At 46.3% G+C, this 18,823-nt stretch carries 16 protein-coding genes; 9 read left to right on the top strand and 7 right to left on the bottom strand.

What is annotated here, in order from left to right; genetic code table 11:
• The first annotated feature begins 312 nt into the window (after positions 1-312).
• From leuA to ACYX4M_RS11190, 5 genes are all read left to right on the top strand, one after another.
• Positions 313-1,872: a 2-isopropylmalate synthase gene (gene leuA / locus ACYX4M_RS11210; protein WP_476080174.1), complete on the top strand. Its 1,560-nt coding sequence runs from the start codon at positions 313-315 to the stop codon at positions 1,870-1,872.
• Complete coding sequence (leuB, locus tag ACYX4M_RS11205; RefSeq protein ID WP_476080173.1) at positions 1,873-2,970, top strand: 3-isopropylmalate dehydrogenase; 1,098 nt, start codon at positions 1,873-1,875, stop codon at positions 2,968-2,970. It begins immediately after the preceding gene.
• Positions 2,971-2,979: 9 nt separating this feature from the next.
• Positions 2,980-4,380 (top strand): 3-isopropylmalate dehydratase large subunit, encoded by a 1,401-nt coding sequence (gene leuC, locus ACYX4M_RS11200; RefSeq protein ID WP_168462615.1) that lies wholly within the window; start codon positions 2,980-2,982, stop codon positions 4,378-4,380.
• A 3-nt stretch (positions 4,381-4,383) separates the two neighbouring features.
• Positions 4,384-4,989: a 3-isopropylmalate dehydratase small subunit gene (leuD, locus tag ACYX4M_RS11195; protein ID WP_014948483.1), complete on the top strand. Its 606-nt coding sequence runs from the start codon at positions 4,384-4,386 to the stop codon at positions 4,987-4,989.
• A 346-nt stretch (positions 4,990-5,335) separates the two neighbouring features.
• Positions 5,336-6,532, top strand: a complete 1,197-nt coding sequence (locus tag ACYX4M_RS11190; RefSeq protein WP_476080172.1) for an HD-GYP domain-containing protein — start codon at positions 5,336-5,338, stop codon at positions 6,530-6,532.
• An 89-nt stretch (positions 6,533-6,621) separates the two neighbouring features.
• Here ACYX4M_RS11190 and ACYX4M_RS11185 read toward each other — a convergent pair whose 3' ends face one another.
• Positions 6,622-7,905, bottom strand: coding sequence for a general secretion pathway protein GspB (locus ACYX4M_RS11185; protein WP_476080171.1), 1,284 nt, complete (start codon positions 7,903-7,905; stop codon positions 6,622-6,624).
• Positions 7,898-8,809: an ExeA family protein gene (locus tag ACYX4M_RS11180; RefSeq protein ID WP_014948480.1), complete on the bottom strand. Its 912-nt coding sequence runs from the start codon at positions 8,807-8,809 to the stop codon at positions 7,898-7,900. The genes ACYX4M_RS11185 and ACYX4M_RS11180 overlap by 8 nt, the downstream gene beginning before the upstream one ends.
• A gap of 220 nt (positions 8,810-9,029) precedes the next feature.
• On the opposite strand from ACYX4M_RS11180, the gene ACYX4M_RS11175 reads away from it, so the two are divergent.
• From ACYX4M_RS11175 to hemW, 4 genes are all read left to right on the top strand, one after another.
• A complete protein-coding gene (locus ACYX4M_RS11175; protein WP_476080170.1) occupies positions 9,030-10,208 on the top strand; it encodes a tRNA nucleotidyltransferase/poly(A) polymerase-related protein in 1,179 nt (392 codons plus the stop codon).
• Between the two features lie 150 nt (positions 10,209-10,358).
• The gene (srmB, locus tag ACYX4M_RS11170) at positions 10,359-11,585 is read left to right on the top strand and encodes an ATP-dependent RNA helicase SrmB (protein WP_476080169.1); all 1,227 of its coding nucleotides are present in this window, start codon (positions 10,359-10,361) and stop codon (positions 11,583-11,585) included.
• 219 nt (positions 11,586-11,804) lie between these two features.
• Entirely contained in the window at positions 11,805-12,407 is a 603-nt protein-coding gene (locus ACYX4M_RS11165; protein ID WP_476080168.1) for an XTP/dITP diphosphatase, read from the top strand.
• Positions 12,400-13,539, top strand: coding sequence for a radical SAM family heme chaperone HemW (gene hemW / locus ACYX4M_RS11160; RefSeq protein WP_476080167.1), 1,140 nt, complete (start codon positions 12,400-12,402; stop codon positions 13,537-13,539). The genes ACYX4M_RS11165 and hemW overlap by 8 nt, the downstream gene beginning before the upstream one ends.
• Positions 13,540-13,663: 124 nt before the next feature.
• Here hemW and ACYX4M_RS11155 read toward each other — a convergent pair whose 3' ends face one another.
• From ACYX4M_RS11155 to ACYX4M_RS11135, 5 genes are all read right to left on the bottom strand, one after another.
• Positions 13,664-14,458: a DUF2884 family protein gene (locus ACYX4M_RS11155; RefSeq protein ID WP_476080166.1), complete on the bottom strand. Its 795-nt coding sequence runs from the start codon at positions 14,456-14,458 to the stop codon at positions 13,664-13,666.
• Positions 14,459-14,724: 266 nt separating this feature from the next.
• Entirely contained in the window at positions 14,725-15,297 is a 573-nt protein-coding gene (locus ACYX4M_RS11150) for an Lcl C-terminal domain-containing protein (RefSeq protein WP_476080165.1), read from the bottom strand.
• 2 nt (positions 15,298-15,299) lie between these two features.
• A complete protein-coding gene (locus ACYX4M_RS11145) occupies positions 15,300-17,072 on the bottom strand; it encodes an Lcl C-terminal domain-containing protein (RefSeq protein ID WP_476080164.1) in 1,773 nt (590 codons plus the stop codon).
• 108 nt (positions 17,073-17,180) lie between these two features.
• Positions 17,181-17,693, bottom strand: a complete 513-nt coding sequence (locus tag ACYX4M_RS11140) for a PAS domain-containing protein (RefSeq protein WP_476080163.1) — start codon at positions 17,691-17,693, stop codon at positions 17,181-17,183.
• Positions 17,693-18,688, bottom strand: coding sequence for a response regulator (locus ACYX4M_RS11135; RefSeq protein WP_476080162.1), 996 nt, complete (start codon positions 18,686-18,688; stop codon positions 17,693-17,695). Before ACYX4M_RS11135 ends, ACYX4M_RS11140 begins: the two co-directional genes overlap by 1 nt.
• Positions 18,689-18,823 lie beyond the last annotated feature (135 nt).

Raw genomic sequence — 18,823 nt, 5'->3', positions numbered from 1 at the left:
AGCGCAAAGCCCCTTCAGCCTAAAGAACAGATATTAGGATGAGCATCCTAAATAATTAAAAGATAGCTTTTATATACGAAAAATATACTCATTATCGTAAACAATGGTTGACCTCTCCGCATCACATGGGTACATTGTCGCTATCAACTTGGTCAGCAAAGAAACAACAGCAAATGCGTACTCGTTTCATTCTTCTATCTCTACTCCTTATGGCAGCCAGACTGCACGGGTAGATTGCGACCAGCGATTTAATTTCACAAAAACCCGTGCTTAGCACGGGTTTTTTTTTAACTATTCAACTGAGAGAGCGTCATGACAAATCAAGTGAAGATCTTTGATACCACATTGCGAGACGGTGAGCAGGCCTTACCTGCAAGCCTAAGTGCCAAAGAGAAATTACAGATCGCGCTGGCGCTCGAACGCTTAGGCGTAGATATTATTGAGGCGGGTTTCCCCGTGTCTTCTCCGGGTGACTTCCGCTCTGTACAAATGATTGCGAAAGAAGTTAAGAACTCTATCGTTTGTGGCCTATCTCGCGCATTGCCGGGCGATATCGATGCTTGTGGCCAAGCGCTAAGCGTTGCCGAACAATTCCGTATTCATACCTTTATTGCCACCTCCGAAATTCACGTAGGTGCCAAGCTTCGCAAGTCACAAGATGAAATTGTTGAAATGGCGGTGAAGGCGGTTAAGCATGCACGTCAGTACACCGATGACGTAGAATTTTCCTGTGAAGATGCTGGTCGTACTCACATCGACTATCTATGTCGCATGGTAGAAGCTGCGATTAATGCCGGTGCAACTACCGTCAATATCCCAGATACAGTGGGCTACACTACCCCCACAGAGTTTGGCGGTATCATCCAGCAGTTGTTTAACCGTGTACCTAATATCGACAAAGCGACAATCTCAGTTCACTGTCACAACGACTTAGGCTTAGCGGTAGCTAATTCATTAGCTGCTGTTGAGCAAGGGGCTAGACAGGTTGAATGTACTATAAACGGAATTGGTGAGCGTGCCGGTAATGCATCGCTTGAAGAAATCGCGATGATCTTGCAAACCCGTAAGAACATGTTGGGTATAGATACCAACATCAACTCTACGGAGATTTCACGTACCTCGAAATTAGTGAGCCAGCTTTGTAATATGCCGGTTCAGGCCAACAAAGCTATTGTAGGTGCGAATGCGTTTAGTCACTCATCAGGCATTCACCAAGACGGTGTCTTAAAAGCGCAAAATACCTATGAAATTATGACCCCTGAAAGTGTGGGTATTAATAAAAACAATTTAAACCTAACGTCTCGCTCTGGCCGTCATGTGATTAAGCACCGCTTAACTGAACTTGGCTATAAAGCGGAAGACTACGACCTAGAGGCCGTTTACGACGCTTTCTTGAAGTTAGCGGACAAGAAAGGTCAAGTATACGACTACGACCTTGAAGCATTATTATTCTTCGATAAGCAAAAGCACGACCAAGCACACTTCCAGTTGCTTTATCTTCAAGCTAATTCAGGGCGTGAAATCATTCCAAGTGCTACCGTTAAAATGAAAGTGGGCACTGAAGAGATTACCCAGTCTAGCATTGGAAACGGCCCGGTAGATGCGGCTTACAAGGCCATCATGTCTATACTGGGTCACGAAGATTTAGAAGTGGTGGACTTCAAATTAGATTCAAAAGGTGAAGGTGCCGACGCCCTAGCACAGGTGAGCGTTATCGCTACCTATAAAGGCCGCCGTTTTCACGGAATAGGTCTTGCTACAGATATTGTAGAGGCTGGCGTGAAAGCCCTTATCTTCGTATTAAACAACACTTATTTAGCCGATCAAATTGATCAGCAAAAAAATCAACAAGAACGCGTTGCAGGAGTATAAATGAGCCAGTATTCAATTGCCGTATTAGCCGGAGACGGTATCGGCCCAGAAGTTATGCAGGAAGCCAATAAGGTTTTAGATGCTGTTGAAAAGAAATTTAAACTTACCCTAAACCGCACTGCATATCCTGTGGGTGGCTACGCCATTGATACTGAAGGTGAAGCGCTACCCTCAAAAACGCTATTGGGCTGTGAGCAAGCCGATGCGATCTTGTTTGGCAGTATCGGTGGCCCTAAGTGGGACACCTTGCCGTTAGAGCAACGTCCTGAGCGTGCCGCACTACTTACCCTTCGCAGTCATTTTGACCTGTTCAGCAACTTGCGCCCAGCTCGCATTTATCCGGGCCTTGAAAGCCTGTCTCCCCTTCGTGAAGACATTGCTAAATCAGGCGTAGACGTTTTAGTTGTGCGTGAGCTAACCAGCGGCATTTACTTTGGTCAGCCAAAGGGCCGTGAAGGTGAAGGCGAAGAAGAGTTCGCGTATGACACCATGCGCTATAGCAAACGTGAAATTCGCCGTATTGCTATCGCAGCGTTTGAAGCAGCACAGAAGCGTCGCGGCAAAGTGACTTCAGTAGACAAAGCCAACGTACTGGTAACCAGCCGCTTATGGCGTGAAATTGCAGAAGAAGTAGCAAAAGATTATCCAGATGTAGAGCTAGATCACATCTATATCGACAACGCCACTATGCAGATTATGAAGAACCCAGCGCAGTTCGATGTAATGCTGTGTTCGAACCTTTTTGGCGATATCGTTTCTGATGAATGTGCCATGATGACAGGCTCTATGGGCTTGTTGCCATCGGCAAGCATGAACGAAGAAGGCTTCGGCCTTTATGAGCCAGCAGGCGGTTCGGCCCCAGATATTGCAGGGCAAGGCATTGCTAACCCTATCGCACAAATTTTATCGGCTGCCATGATGCTGCGTTTCAGCATGAACTTGAATGACGCTGCCGACGCAATTGAAAAGGCGGTAGTGGCAACGCTAGAAGCAGGTGTACTTACAGGCGAGTTACTTCCTTCTGACAAACGCAGCCAAGCGGCAAGCACGTCGCAAGTAGGCGATGAAATCGTTAAACAATTAATGGCGCAGGAGTAAAAACATCTCATGGCCAAGACCTTATATGACAAAGTGTGGCAAGCCCACATTATTGACCAAATCGGTGAAGACAGCTTAATTTATATCGACCGTCACCTAATTCACGAAGTAACGTCACCCCAGGCATTTGCTGGCCTTAATGAAAAAGGCCGTAAAGTACGACGCCCTGACCGCACTGTTGGCACTATGGATCACAGCATTTCAACCCGTTCATTGGCAATTGATGCCTGTGGTCCGGCGAATGCGCTTCAGCTACAAACCTTAGCAAAAAACTGTGAAGAACACGGCATTCAGCTATTTCCAGTGGGTCACCAAAAGCAAGGTATTGTGCACGTTATGGGCCCGGAATTAGGTCTAATTCAGCCTGGTATGACGGTGGTGTGTGGTGACTCACACACTGCAACCCACGGTGCATTTGGTGCGCTGGCATTTGGTATTGGTACCTCTCAGGTAGAGCATGTATTGGCAACGCAAACGTTGAAGCAAAGCCGCGCGAAAAGCATGCTTATCAACGTAAATGGCAAGCTTCCTGTCGGTATTACCGCAAAAGACATCATTCTTGCCATTATTGGCAAAATTGGCCACGCTGGCGCTACTGGCCATGTCATCGAATACGCAGGTGAAGCTATCCGCGGTTTGAGCATGGAAGAGCGCATGACGGTGTGCAACATGAGTATTGAAGCTGGTGCGAAAGCTGGCCTTGTTGCACCAGATGAAACAACATTCGCCTACCTTGAAGGCCGCGAATACGCGCCTAAGGGCCAAGACTGGGAAGACGCTGTCGCTTATTGGAAGACCCTTTATACCGAAGAGGGCGCAACCTTTGACACTGTAGTTGAACTTGAAGCGGCAGATATCGCGCCTCAGGTTACGTGGGGCACTAACCCAGGCCAGGTTATTGGCGTAAACACACCGGTACCTGCCCCTGAAGATTTCAGTGATCCGATTGAAAAAGAGAGCGCAGTAAAAGCGCTTGAATATATGGGATTAAAACCCGGTGAAAAGCTTGCCGACGTTGCAGTAAACCACGTATTTATCGGCTCATGTACCAACGGTCGTATTGAAGATATGCGCGCAGCGGCACAAATCGCCAAGCGCGGTAAAGTCGCCGACTCAGTGACTGCTATTGTCGTTCCAGGGTCAGGTAATGTTAAACGCCAGGCTGAAGCAGAAGGCTTAGATAAAATCTTTATCGATGCTGGCTTTGAGTGGCGTTTGCCAGGTTGCTCTATGTGCCTTGGTATGAATGACGACAAGCTAGTGGCAGGCGATAGATGTGCCTCTACCAGTAACCGTAACTTTGAAGGCCGTCAAGGCCGTGGTGCGCGTACTCACTTAGTAAGCCCAGCAATGGCTGCCGCAGCTGCAATTACCGGTCGCTTTGCTGACGTTAGAGATTATCAGGAGTAAGTTATGTCTGAACAAGGTTTTACACAACACACAGGCATTGCTGCGCCGCTTGATCAGGCCAATGTCGATACCGACCAAATTATTCCAAAACAGTTTCTAACTGGCGTAACGCGTGCTGGCTATGGCAAACATTTGTTTCACGACTGGCGTTATTTGGATTTAGAAGAGAAAGAGCCAAACCCAGCGTTCGCGCTGAATAAGCCTGAGCACAAAGGTGCAAGTCTGTTGCTGGCTCGCGAAAACTTTGGCTGTGGTTCAAGCCGAGAACACGCGCCGTGGGCACTTGCCGACTTTGGATTTAAAACGGTTATTGCCACCAGCTTTGCTGATATTTTTTACGGCAACTGCATTAATAATCAGCTAGTGCCTGTGGCATTATCAAGCGAGCAAATGGACGCTTTGTTTGCTGCAGTGAAGGCAGATCCAGCAACTAAGATCACCGTTGATCTTCCAGCGCAAACGGTAAGTTTTAACGATACAAGCTTCAGCTTCGATATTGCTGAGCATCACAAAAACAACCTTATTAAAGGCTTAGATGCTATCGGTCAAACGCTTGAACTCACAAGTGCTATAGAAGCCTTCGAAGATAAACAGCCTGCGTGGTTGTAAAAGCGTGGGGCTTTAGCGCTTAACAAAGCCCTAATATGACACATGGGTACTGTCGCGAGATGGTACCCTGTTTAATTCTCTCCTCCATACCTCGAACCTAACTCCGCATCAAGATACCTATTACCGTTGGGTATAGAGAATATCCGTTCGCCTGATTTGAACTATCAGTTAATTTTCGGCACATTTACACGTCACACGTTCTCTCACGAATTCATTAATCAAATACTCGCAGACTCTAGCTATACTAAAGGCTAATAAACTCCTCACTTTTTTCACTGGAATATCGTACTATTCGTTTCTATTGTAATTAAAGGCTATGGCAACGTTGTGCCTCACAGGAGAGATAATGCTAGAACAGGTACCCATTGATGATTTGCAGCCCGGAATGTACGTCAATCAAGTACTTGAACAAACAGGTTCACTTAAAATGCGTTCTAAAGGCATTGTGAAAACCCAAGCCATTATCGATAGTCTAAAATCGAAAGGTATTTTAAGCGTCGAAGTAGATCTTGCGAAGTCCAAGCTGCACGAGCCAGCTGTGCCACCCGAGCCAGATAAAGAAAAAGAGCCTGAGGTGACTAAACCGGTTGTTAAGCCAGTGGGTCGCGATTCAATTAACGAAGCCAACGAGCTCTACAGCAGCGCAATTGCCATTCAAAGTAGCTTTTTAAAGTCGCTAAAAGACGGGGCGGTAAAAGATTTATCGCCGATGGAGTCGCTGTCTCACAGCCTCATCGAAAGTGTATTTGACAATAAAGATGCGCTGAGCTGCCTGACTATGATTAAAGATACTGACCAGTATCTTCTTGAGCACAGTATTAATTGCAGTGTACTAAGCGGTATTTTCTGTGAGTTTCTTGGCTATGACAGAGATACCACAGAGCAAGTGAGTTTAGGTGCCCTGTTGATGGATATCGGGATGTCTTCCCTGCCAGACGAAATTCGCAATAACACAGGCGAATTTTCCAGTGATGATTGGGAAGTGATGAAAACCCACGTTGAAATTGGTGCAGACCTAGTTGAACAGTGTGGCGATATTTCTGACCTATCGCTACGTATCATTGAAGAGCACCACGAGCGCGTTGATGGAAGCGGCTACCCGAGAGGATTGGTTGGTGACGAAATATCAGAGTTCGCGCGTATTGCTGCCATTGTGGACGCATACGATGCCATGACATCTAACCGTGCTCACAAAAACAGTATCACGCCTACTCAGGCGCTAAAGCGACTAACTGCGACAGAGAACTTAGACCAAGAATTGGTAAAACAATTTATCCAGTGTATTGGCGTGCACCCTGTTGGCTCTTTGGTGAGGTTAAAGAGCGGTAAATTAGGTATTGTTAGCAAAATCAACCCTAAAGACCCAGTAAGCCCTCACGTTATGACCTTTTACAGCGTTACGTCGCAGCATTTCAACGAAGTTAAGCGCGTTGATTTAAGTCAGTACGACGATGAGATTGTGTCAGGCGTTCGCCCCGAAGAGTTTAGTTTGAACTTACCAAAATTCTTTAAAGACGTTTTCATCAATCAGATGCCGCTGTAGAAAACACAGTTTAACCAGCGAGAGGCCCTTTTTTCAAAGGGCCTTTTTTGTATTTCTTGTTAGTGTTTTTTGGAGCTCACAGATAGCAATTACCAATCGGTTAACGCCGCCATAGTAAAAATCTCATCTTCGAAAGCAAGCACCACACGTTGCGCTTCAATATTGACGATCTGCACTCTATCAGCAATCCAGTCGCCCTCACCTATTTGACGGCCATTGACTCTCACCCACCTATCGGCAGGACGAGACGCATACATATGCGCGCTAAAGTTCATGGTAGGAAGTCGTGTTAACAAGCGAACGGGTAGCTGATCTACACGGGGTAGTTCGTCTTTAACCGTCACCCTTGTTTGCTCTTCAGCGGGTGTATTATCTTGTGCCTTTGAGTCTAGCGCTTCAACGGCAGCATTAAAACGGGCCATGAGCTCTGGTGACACGGATACGTCAGATGGAGACGCAGCTTCATTTAATACTTTCCCTTCATAATTCCCTGAAGTCTCAGTTTGTCTTGTATCCATTGAAGAGCTACGCTCATATCCACTACTTGGCTCGGCGCCAGAACGTTGGGAAGCCTCATTATTGTAGCGATTCTGAGTACCTGTTGTGTTTGGGTTTGTATTTGGAACTGCACCTAAATCAGTATTTTGCGTTGCAGCTAAGTTGCCAACAGACTGGTTATTTACCATAGCGTTCGCTTGGGTGCCTTGCTTAGCTGCACCGCCGTTACTAACGTTGGTATTTACCGCTGTGTTAGCAGTTTCATTTAAACCTGCGCTTTGCCCACTTCCCTGAATGCTAGAAGGTACCTGTTCGCTTTTGTTGCTTGAAGTGCCTGGTGCTTCATTACTACTTTGCGTGGTCGTAAGCGCTGAAGCGCCTCCGCTTGTTTCAGCCTGTGAAACTGAGCTTTCGGAGTCTGCCACCTGTACAGAAGCGGGTGCTGTTAACATTGGCCACCAGCGTTTTGCCGTAGCGGCGGAAAAGCCAATGCATAAACCGCCAAGAATAACGACGGAAAAAAGGGCAACTTGCTTGGTGTAAAGCTTCCATGCTGACGGAAGCCCTTCTACTGTGGGTAAAAACAAGCTTCGATTAAACTGCTCGTTAAGGGATTTATCAAATTTGGCGGTAGTGTCGTGCTCGCCCCGAAGCAAAGCTTGGGTCTGTGTTCTATGATGAACTGCCGGCGCTATTTCAACGGTTTGCTCAGGGTCTATTTCTAACTCTTGCACGCCCATTTCAGACAAGCCCTGCACCATAGCATCGCTGGTCACTAAACCCGACTTTCTAATTTTAACTGGCCCATTTTGCTTGGTAATTTGAACAATCACCATACCGGGCACTAAATTGTCAATGGCGACGATATTAGACATACAAACTCCCTAACCCGTAGCCGAATATGATGGCCAAAACAAACGCCGATGCGAGATACCATTTACGCTGACTTTGCACGCGCTGACTGACAACATCTTCACCAAGAATTTGCTCTGCCGCGGCCAAGAATATAGGCTTTTGCACAACCGCATGCTGCTTAGTAAAAGATAAGGTTAACGCCCGATCGCACAGCAAATTAATTACCCTTGGGATCCCACCAGTAATTTGATGCACCGCGCGCAATGTAGACTTACTGAAAATGCTGATATCACCTTCAGCCACGCTTAAGCGGTGTGCTATGTAAGCACTGACTTCAGGCGCAGTTAAGGGCAGCAGATGATAACGAGCGGTAATGCGTTGAGCCAGCTGACGTAATTCGTTACGCTTTAACAACTGCTGTAATTCAGGCTGACCTATCAATACCACCTTTAACAGCTTTTCACGATTCGTTTCTAGGTTGGTCAATAAACGAAGTTGTTCTAGTACTTCGGGCAATAGATGCTGCGCTTCATCAACCATTAGTACCGTATTCATGCCTGACTGATGATTCTCTGCTAACTTAGACAAAATCAAATCGGTGAAGTACTTAAGGCTTGCTTTTTCAGGTGTATAAGCCAAGCCCAGCTCATCACAAACCGTTGCTAATAGCTCAAGGGCGGACAAGGTAGGATTCAAAATCATGGCTACCTGCGTATTATCGGGTAGCTGCTGCAACAGTTTTCTCGATACCGTTGTTTTTCCCGTGCCCACTTCTCCGGTGAGCATTACGAAACCACCGCTTTCTCTGAGGCCAAAGGTCAAATGGGCCAAAGCCTCTTTGTGCCTTGGGCTCATATATAAATAATCGGGGTTAGGCGCAATCGAAAAAGGATTGTCATTTAACCCGAAGTAGTTCAAATACATGGTTGCTGAAGCGCCTATCTGTTTTAATTTTTAACGACGATTAAACTACCAGACGCAACCTTGAAGTGAAAGCGCATAACGATGTGGCTACGAATTTTATTTGTAACATTGCTATACTGCGCCTCTGTTACCTTGGGAAGGTTGATTTTCGTTACACGTCAAAAGTCGATGTATTCCCAATCTAAAAAAGTATTACTGACTAAAAAATCGTTGGAAGAGCATGCAAGTATATCTCGTTGGTGGCGCAGTGCGTGACGCACTGTTAAACAGAAAAGTTGTTGAACGCGACTATGTCGTGGTGGGCGCCACGCCAGAAGAAATGCTCAGCCAGGGTTTTACCCAAGTAGGCAAAGACTTCCCTGTTTTTTTACACCCTAAAACACAGGAAGAATACGCACTTGCACGTACAGAACGTAAGTCAGGAAAAGGTTACACGGGTTTTGTGTGCGATGCGTCAAGCTCGGTCACGTTAGAAGAAGATTTATTACGCAGGGACCTTACCGTTAACGCGATAGCGCAAGACAACCTTGGAAACCTTATCGACCCCTATGGTGGTAAAAAAGATTTAGAAAACCGCCTACTTCGCCACGTATCTGAAGCCTTTAGTGAAGACCCTTTACGCGTATTTCGCGTTGCTCGGTTTGCCACCCGCTATGCTTATTTGGGATTTACTATCGCCACTGAAACCATGGCTCTTATGCAGTCTATGGCGCAAAGCGGCGAGCTAAGCACCCTAAGTGCAGAGCGGGTATGGCAAGAAACAAAGCGCAGTCTTTTAGAGAAAACACCGTATGTTTTTTTCACTGTATTAAACCAAGCCCATGGCCTTAATGACTGGTTTACTGAGCTTGAAAGAAACATAGATACTGCTCTGGAAACGTTAAAAACGGCGGTAGACCTAGAAAAGGCTGAAAACGAAAGCGTTGTTAAAGACACGGGGTCAGAAACCCCATTATCTGAAAGCAACGATTCAGAAACCTCTAGGCTGATAACAAGGTTTACTGCCCTGCTCACTCACCTCAGTGAGGAAGAAGCAAAACAGTTATGCAGTCGGCTCAAAGTGCAAAACCAAATTAGTGAAATCGTCAGCCTTGCCTGTAAATTCAAAGGCTTTCTTTTGAACGCGCAGAACTCGCCCGCCGATTTACTTGCCCTGTTCAATGGCTGTGATGCGTGGAGAAGAGAGGAACGTTTCACATTATTACTTAGCGCTTTTGCGCCTTATGCTCATAACAAGGGCGTAGATTGGCAACACCAACAAAAACGCATTGAAAATGCGTTAGCCGCCGCCAACCAAGTGAACGTGCAAGATATCATTGCCACGGGCGTTAAAGGCCCTGAGATAAAAGACGCGCTTAACCGGGCAAAGCTATCCGCTATTGCCTCAATTACTGATTAGATTAGATGTCCTCTTTCTCTGATTTTTTAGGTAACCTCAAACCACAATGTGTATTTACCTACGGTGTGCGAATTTAACGCCAGTTTTTCTCAATGTTTTGGTATAGCAATGCTACAATACGCCCCATTCATTTAGAGCGTTTTTTATACTATGACTTTCGAAGAACTCGAATTAGACGAAGCACTGTGTCACGCAGCTGCCGATATGGGGTTTGAAACTCCAACTAGCATTCAAGAACTGGTTATCCCGCATGCGTTGGATGGACGAGATATCTTGGCCTCTGCTCCTACAGGTACTGGTAAAACAGCCGCTTTCTTATTGCCTGCATGCCAGTTTTTACTTGATTATCCGCGCAGACAGCCTGGTGCTACACGTATTTTGATCCTAACGCCTACCCGCGAGTTAGCGCTACAGGTTTATGAACAAGCCCTGGCCATAACAAAGCATACACAAATTGTGTGCGGCGTAATAACCGGCGGTATTAACTACGGTACCGATAAAGAAACCTTAAGCAAGAATCTTGATATTCTTGTGGCTACACCAGGTCGCTTGCTTGAGCATATCGAAAAAGAAGCCGCAGATTGCCGTGATATCGAGTGTTTGATCCTTGATGAAGCTGATCGCATGTTGGATATGGGTTTCTCAACGGTAGTTAACCAAATTGCTGCCGAAGCGCGCTGGCGCAAGCAAAACCTATTGTTCTCTGCCACGCTTGAAGGCAAAGGCGTTAAGACATTTGCCCACGACATTCTTAACAACCCTGAAGTAGTTGAAGCTAATCCGTCGCGCAAAGAAAAGAACAAAATTCATCAATGGTATCATCTTGCTGACGATATGAATCACAAGCAGGCTTTGCTGGTAAATATCTTAAAGCAAGATACGACTACATCTGCCGTTGTTTTTGTTAAAACTCGCGACCGCTTACAGATGCTAAAAGATTTCCTAGCATCTAAAGACATTCCAGTGTGTTGGCTACAGGGCGAAATGCCACAAGACAAGCGTAATGCAGCCATGGCTCGCTTTAAAAGCGGTGAAGTTCCTATCTTATTGGCAACTGACGTTGCTGCCCGTGGTATTGATGTGCCTAATGTAAGCCACGTTATTAACTTCGACATGCCGCGCAAAGCTGACATATACGTTCACCGCATTGGCAGAACCGGCCGCGCTGGCGCCAAAGGTACGGCAATATCTTTGGTTGAGGCCCACGATTTTGACATGGTAGCCAAAACCGCACGTTACATGGGCGAACCGCTTAAAGCTCGCGTCATTGACGAGCTTCGCCCTAAAAACAAAACACCTAAAATTGGCCCGAAAAAGAAAAAAGTAAAGGCCAAAGATAAAGCCAAGGCAAAAGCTAAGCCTAAAAAGAAAAAGTAAAGCTTGAGCACGTTGAGGGTGAGTGATGCGAAGGCCGAAGGTTGGGAGTGGCTTTCGCAAACACGCGGTAAACACATCCATGTGCGCTCCGCTGCCGCATCCCTGCGGCAGAGGGTTTGCTCAAACCGCTCCCAACCTCCGTCCTGAATAACCTTATGTACTCGTTTAATGTATTCGAGCTTATTTCAGGAACAAAGAAAGAACGAGGAGTCTGGCACAATGAAATTCCCAGAAAAGATTGTTTTAGCCACAGGAAACCAAGGCAAAGTACGTGAGTTTGCATCCTTGTTTGCAGACTACGGCGTAGACGTTGTGGCGCAAAAAGAATTAGGTGTATCTGATGTGCCTGAAACAGGCACAACATTCGTTGAAAATGCCATTATTAAAGCGCGTCATGCGGCACAAGTAACAGGCCTTCCTGCTATTGCTGACGACTCAGGCTTAGTGGTTGACGCCCTTGGCGGTGCGCCCGGTATCTATTCAGCCCGCTATGCTGGCGCTGATGCAACTGATGATACCAATATCGACAAGCTATTAGCTGCCCTTGATGGCGAGAGCCAGCGTAAAGCGCACTTCTTTTGTACCTTGGTGTTTATGCGCCATGCAGATGACCCAGTACCCTTGGTTAGCCAAGGCAAATGGAAAGGTGAAATCTTAACTGCTCGCTCTGGTAACGACGGTTTTGGTTACGACCCAGTTTTTCACGTGCCAACTCATGGCTGCACTGCGGCAGAATTGGAAAAAGCCGAAAAGAACCGCATTAGCCATCGCGGCAACGCCCTAGCGATTTTGCTTGATAATATGAGAGCGACTTTTGCGTAATCCACCGCTTAGCCTTTATATACACATTCCTTGGTGTGTTCAAAAGTGTCCGTACTGTGATTTCAACTCTCACGGGCTTAAGTCTGACTTGCCCGAAAAAGAGTATGTGGCGCATCTACTGGACGATTTAGCCATTGATGCCAAACGCATTGGCGACCGCCCTGTCGAGACAATCTTTATAGGCGGAGGCACGCCCAGTTTGTTTTCAAGCGAAGCCATGGCTGACATTTTAAACGGCGTTAAACAGCGAGTTAACCTAAGCGATACAGCTGAAATTACCATGGAAGCCAATCCGGGTACCGTTGAGGCAGGTAAGTTTGCGGGCTTTTATCAGGCAGGCGTAAACCGTATATCGGTGGGCATTCAAAGCTTTCAGCCTAAGCATTTAAAGGTGCTAGGCCGTATTCATAATGAAAGCCAAGCCGAAAATGCGGTGAAACAAGCGCACAGCGCGGGGCTACCTACATTTAATTTAGATCTTATGCATGGATTGCCGGAACAAAGCGTCGACAATGCCATGGCAGATCTAAAGCAAGGTATTGAGTTAAATCCCTATCACCTGTCGTGGTATCAGCTGACTATCGAGCCAAACACGCCTTTTTATTCCAAGCCGCCAGAGCTACCTGACGACGACATTCTGTGGGAAATACAGGAAAAAGGCCACAGCCTCCTAGAGCGTGCAGGCTATCACCAGTACGAAATTTCAGGCTACGCCAAAGCGGGGCACCAATGCCGCCATAACCTTAATTACTGGCGCTTTGGCGATTACTTAGGTATTGGCTGTGGTGCACACGGGAAGATTACTGATGCCGCTAACGGCACCATTCATCGTACCGTCAAAGTGAAGCATCCAAGAGGCTATATGGAAATGAGCCGACCGTATTTAGATACGCAAACGCTGGTTAGTGCAGACGATCTGCCGTTTGAATTCTTTATGAACAGGTTTCGCTTAGTTGAGCCTTGCCCGATGAGTGACTTTAGTGACTTTACAGGTACTGAGTTAACGGATGACGTTAAGCGCGCATTGTCTGATGCTCATCACCAGGGGCTGCTTTCTATTTCAGATAGTCACTGGCAGGTAACTGCTAAAGGGCGAAGATACCTTAACTCCCTACTGTCGTGCTTCGTTTAAACCCGCTCTTTTAAGCTCTTTGCTTTCCTGGTTTCTATGAGGACTTAGAACGAAAAAGCCTGCTCGCGCAGGCTTTATTATTCTAATCAGTTTTTAATAGACAGTATTACTCTTCTAACTGCGTCTAGTTTTCGCTTTCGTCATGACGAGTAATGATATTGTAAGGCTTGAAAGCAGGCACACTTGCTCGAAGGTTCTCCTCCGCTACGTCTAGGCGTTTAAGTTTTTCACAAAACCACTCTGCTTTTTTACGCAAGGTGGTAGCTTTATCACCTACATCTAAGTGCTCACCGACATTGTTTAACTGACGAGTAATTTCCGCCACTTTCTCTTGGTTTACCTCTCCGCTTCCGGTATTAATACCACTGATTGCAGACAATATACCGCCAACAGAGGTCGAAATAGCTTCCTCAAGCTGAGCTTCAATTTCACTATCGACAAATTCGTCCACGCTTTCCAGCGACCCGGGGCCGATAAAGTAATGATTACTAGCATGTCTAAATTTATCTTTCACCCGATTTTGAACGCGCTTCATAGCAGCGTTTAAACGTTCATAGCTATCGTGGTCACTGCCTACTAAGCCTAGGTAAACATGCTCAATGGTATCAATAGCCAAGTCCACACCTTCAGTTGCCAGAACAATCATTTTCGGAACCACATAGTGTAAGCCTGAAGAATACTCGTTAAGCCACTGCTTTTCCTGTTCGCTTAGTGTCTGCCAACGCCCGCCTATAAAAAGCTGTTTTTGGTCGTTAATTTGAACCACGGTACGAGTTTTATCCATTACGCGCAATTGCGCGTCATTAACGGCAATACCGTAGGCAAAATCTATATTGCAGGTATATTCGGCTTGAGCCGTTGTACTAAGCCCAGCGAATAAAAAAATTGTAAAAAGAAAAGCCTTAAGGCGCGATATCATTTTCATACCATCATTGTGGCTAGCTTACTAAGAAATAAAAAGCCATCATGAGTCTAACGTGCTAAAAATCAGGTTGAACATGTCGAGATGATCAATTTACGCAACACGCAAATGGGTCATTAATGAAAACGATAAATATCTAGACTCTTAACATTCAAACCAAAAACAACGAAGCACGCATTATAGAGCGTGCTTTATTGATAAAAAGTCTCAGGTCCGGATATTAGACGAAAGACTAATAAGAAAGGGGGTGGATTTTTCTACGCCTATTCATTGGTATAGGTACGCACCAAACGTACGTAGATGAAGCGGTCTTTTTCTTTTATAGAGTGACTAGCGTTGAAGAACGCAACAACCCAGGTTCTGTCTGGATCGTCCGCTGAAGGCGTAGATGTCCAAAAGTCATCCGGTGGCGTTGCCGGAAAAAGTGAGCTGTTAATTGCGGGTCGCACACAGTCGCGCTCTGTTATGGTTGCCAACTCTTTGACGTTAGGTAAGCGCCACCCCAACAGGTCATTGTCGCTTGCTTGCTGCGCAAGTTGCAAGGCTTGCTGCCACGTATATTTAACCGCTTCGCCGCTGCACGTAGAACCATCCCACGTTTGTCCTTCCGAACAACGCCTCCACACCAAGTCTGTGGTGGTATCCAGCAGAGTACTAGTGGTAACCGCTTCAAAATTATCGTTTGGCGTAGTTTCTAGTCCATCTGATAAACATTCTTGGGCATGAGCTGTTACAGACACTCCTAAAATCAGTGCAGATGCAGCGAGCAGATTGAGTGAAGTTAACATTGTTTTCTTCATCACTTTATCGGTGATTGTATTGATTGGTTTACTCATGACTATCTCCCTGCTCTTACTAAACGAACACGTCCGGCCGTCGACTTATTAAGAAAGTTGTCGACGCCTGAGTCAAAATCTAACGCCCATGCATTTTGTGCGTCGTCGCTATTTACCCCGTCAGCACTGGGCACGGATGTCCAATACCAAAGCGGTTCGGTTGAGATTGCGCCTGTATTAGGGAAATAATCTTCATCAATGGCAACATCATCGGCAATGCCTAAATGCATTAAAGAAAACAGTTCATGGTGAGTAGGTAAACGCCAGTCATAAAAGCCACATAAGCCTTGCGAATTCACTGCTTCAACATATGCAGACGTATTGCAGTTAGTTAATAAACAGGTGGCGTTTGCCCCCGTCTCATCACCTTCAAACCCACCGTTTACTTCTTCGCTATACCACGAGTACGTATAATCCTTATCTTGAAATGCGCCGTCGTCAGTTTTCACTTCCCATACTAGCCCGGTTACGTTATCGCGAACGCATGACCACGTATCAGCACTAGCATCTTGCTCATCACCGTTAGCGTTTAAGCGCGTGAAGTCAAACCCAGCTTTACCCCGCCCTGCTTTTTCTGTTAAACCGTTTTGCTCAATAATATCAGCGCCACGTTGCCCGTCCTGCCCAGGAAAGTCGTTTTGCTGGGCTTCGGTTAATGCGTTACTGGTCGCTTGCTTTAAAAAGCCAGTGTCGTTTAAAAGCGGCGTAGGCATTGGGCGCACATTTACGTTAATTGTATCTTCAACGCTATTACCGTTGGCATCAGTCACAGTGAGGGTATAGGCCACAACAGTAGAAGACGATACCGAAGGTGCTATGGCAAATGTGGATAGTGCATCGCTGTCATCTACAGGACGGTTAGCCGCGCCAGTAGTAGCCCCACTGCTCGAAGAAACATTGTTGCTGCGCTCCCAAGAATAAATAAGCGGTGAAGCGCTAGGAATACTGGTACTGGCCTCGCCTTCTAAAATAACTACTTCGCCACTGAAAACACCCTGCGAAAACCCCGCATCAACAACTGGCAAGGTTTCAGTTTCCGATTGGACTGAAATTGTAACGGCACCAATGTCAGTAGCGCCTTCGCTGTCGGTTACTTCCAACTGAAAGGTAAGCTGCTGAGCTTCGTTGGCAATGGGCGTTACTATGGTCAAAGTAGAAAGATTAGTTTCCACCCCCGTTATTACGTTGCTACCGCTGGTTTGCGTCCACTCGTAATCAGCGATTTCGCCTTCTATGGCAGTGGAATCTGCGTCACTGCTTTCGGTGCCATCAAAAATAATTTCCACTCCGCCAGGGAATGTATTTTCCGGCAAATTATCCCACTGTGGAACATTGATACTGGCTACAGGAGCAATGTTCACGGGCGCAACCGTGATGATAGTAAAGTCATCTGCTGTATTACCGCTTTGATCATTAACCGATACGGTCAACATGTATTCAGTAGCATTCTCTACTACCGGCGCTACAAAGCTTGCAGCAGAAGAGCTCGTATCTTCATGAGTAATCGATAACGAAGGAGACGCACTCCAGTTATAAGTGTAAGCTCCATCGCCTCCGCTCACCTCAGCGCTTAGCGAGTACGTTACGCCTTCTGTGACTGTAGCATCGGGGCCCGCATTTATTACTAAATTGCCGTTGCCCGTTTCCCCACCAGTTGAGTCACCATCTCCGCCACCACCGCAGGCAGCAAGAATAAATACGCCGCCAACAATGGCTAGCCCTCTAACCACTGTTCGTGGAAGGTAATCTAAAAATGAAGACTTGATTAATTGCATACATACTCCCGCTACACTTGATGCTAAAACCTCAGGCGCAGTGCGTGAAAAACTCAATGTAGATGAAATTGCAAAGTGGCTATTAGCCTCTGCTGCGTTACGTAGCGGTTAAGATAAGGTGTGTTTCAATTTACTCGCGACTAATCGCGCTTCTTGTTCTTCGGACATCGTAACTTGCAGTGCCTCGAGCTGCTTTTTACCTACCGCCACATCAGTCATGTCGTAAATCATCATGCTTATAAAGTCCACCTTTCCTGTTGCTGAGGTAAGTGGAGATAGCGTGATGTTTTGATACATAAATGACTCACTACCTGTAATCGGCCGGTAGTTAGGAAACTTGAATAAATACGGACGCTGCTCCCAGGTCATGAAAGCGCGCGTTTTTAAGTCGAAGACAGGCTTAGCTTTTTTCATAAACCAGTCTTGCTTAATTGAAGGGAAAAGCGAAAATAACGTTTTGTCTCTTACTTCGCTCGGCAAGAGCCCACTATGACTTTCCATAAAGCCATTCCATACCTGTACGGTAAAGTTGCGGTCAAGTACAACGATCCCAACATCTACCGTTTGTAGCATGTCCATCATCCAATGGAACTCTTGTAACTCATCTAAATGCTGGCTCATTAGAAATCCTCCAACAAGTGGGCAAGCTTTGAATTCATCATTTTCATGGACTCTTCCGTGAACAGTAGAATCAAGTCGCACTGAACGTTGTAGCCTTCGAGCCCATAGCTGAGTTCAATTGCTAACGTCCGCTTCCACTTGATTTGGTTCATGCTAATAATTTCAGTAATTGCGCGGTGCTGACCAAGCACAATTGGGTGCCCCTGGCTGAAGTTAATATCCATTTGATTTGCTAAGCCAGTTAGACAGGTTCCAATCAGAATACTTGCCGCATCCATTAGCAGCTCTAGCTGAAGTTGGTCATCGACTTCACCTTCAACGTTTAGGATCTTGGCAACATCATCAAAGCTAGAGTCGCTCAAAATGCACAGTGCCTCCCCACTGACACCCGGCCCCAAAAAGCCTTGGCAAACCGCGGTAACTTGTTCGTGGCTTTCAATATCAGAAAGCATCATATGAAGCTCTGAAACTTCAATGAGATTTACGTTAGGTATGGGGAGCTCAACGAATACATCCATGGTTCGCGCGAGGTGGTCTCCCGCTTGTCCCATCGCTATATTGGTAATTTCTTGGTAGCAATCGCGAATATCAGGGTCAAGTGGCGTAATATCTTCTGGCTCTTCGTCCTCGGCATGAAGAATATTATATTTATCAAGAACCTCAGCGAGCTTCTTCGGGTCTACAGGCTTGCGGATAAAGTCCAGCGCCCCCAGCGACGTCACTCTTTCATGCGCTTCTGGCTGTATGTCACCAGACACTACAATAACCTTAGTTTTAAGACCACGCTGTTGGATTGCTTCTAGCGTGCCGTATCCATCAAGAACAGGCATGTTTAGATCTAAGAGTAAAAGATCCCCTTTACCATCGGCGAGCGCAGATAAAGCATCTTGGCCATTCTTCGCAAAGTGCACGGCTACTTCCCAGTCTTGAGGGAGGCACTTAGCCACTTGCTTGCGCGCAACTAACGAGTCGTCACATACGAGTACTGAAAACATTAAGTTCTTTTACCACCTAGCTTTTCCAACCAGCTGCCGCTGTTATTTTCTAGTAATTTCAATTGTATCGGCACAACTACTGTGAACTGAAGTATTGATTTTGCTTCGGTTACAGTGGGTGGTGCTACTCTATCG

Source organism: Alteromonas sp. ABV4_150 (genome assembly GCF_056311745.1).
Note: the sequence above shows the minus strand (reverse complement) of the source record. Positions and strands in the feature narration are given on the sequence as shown.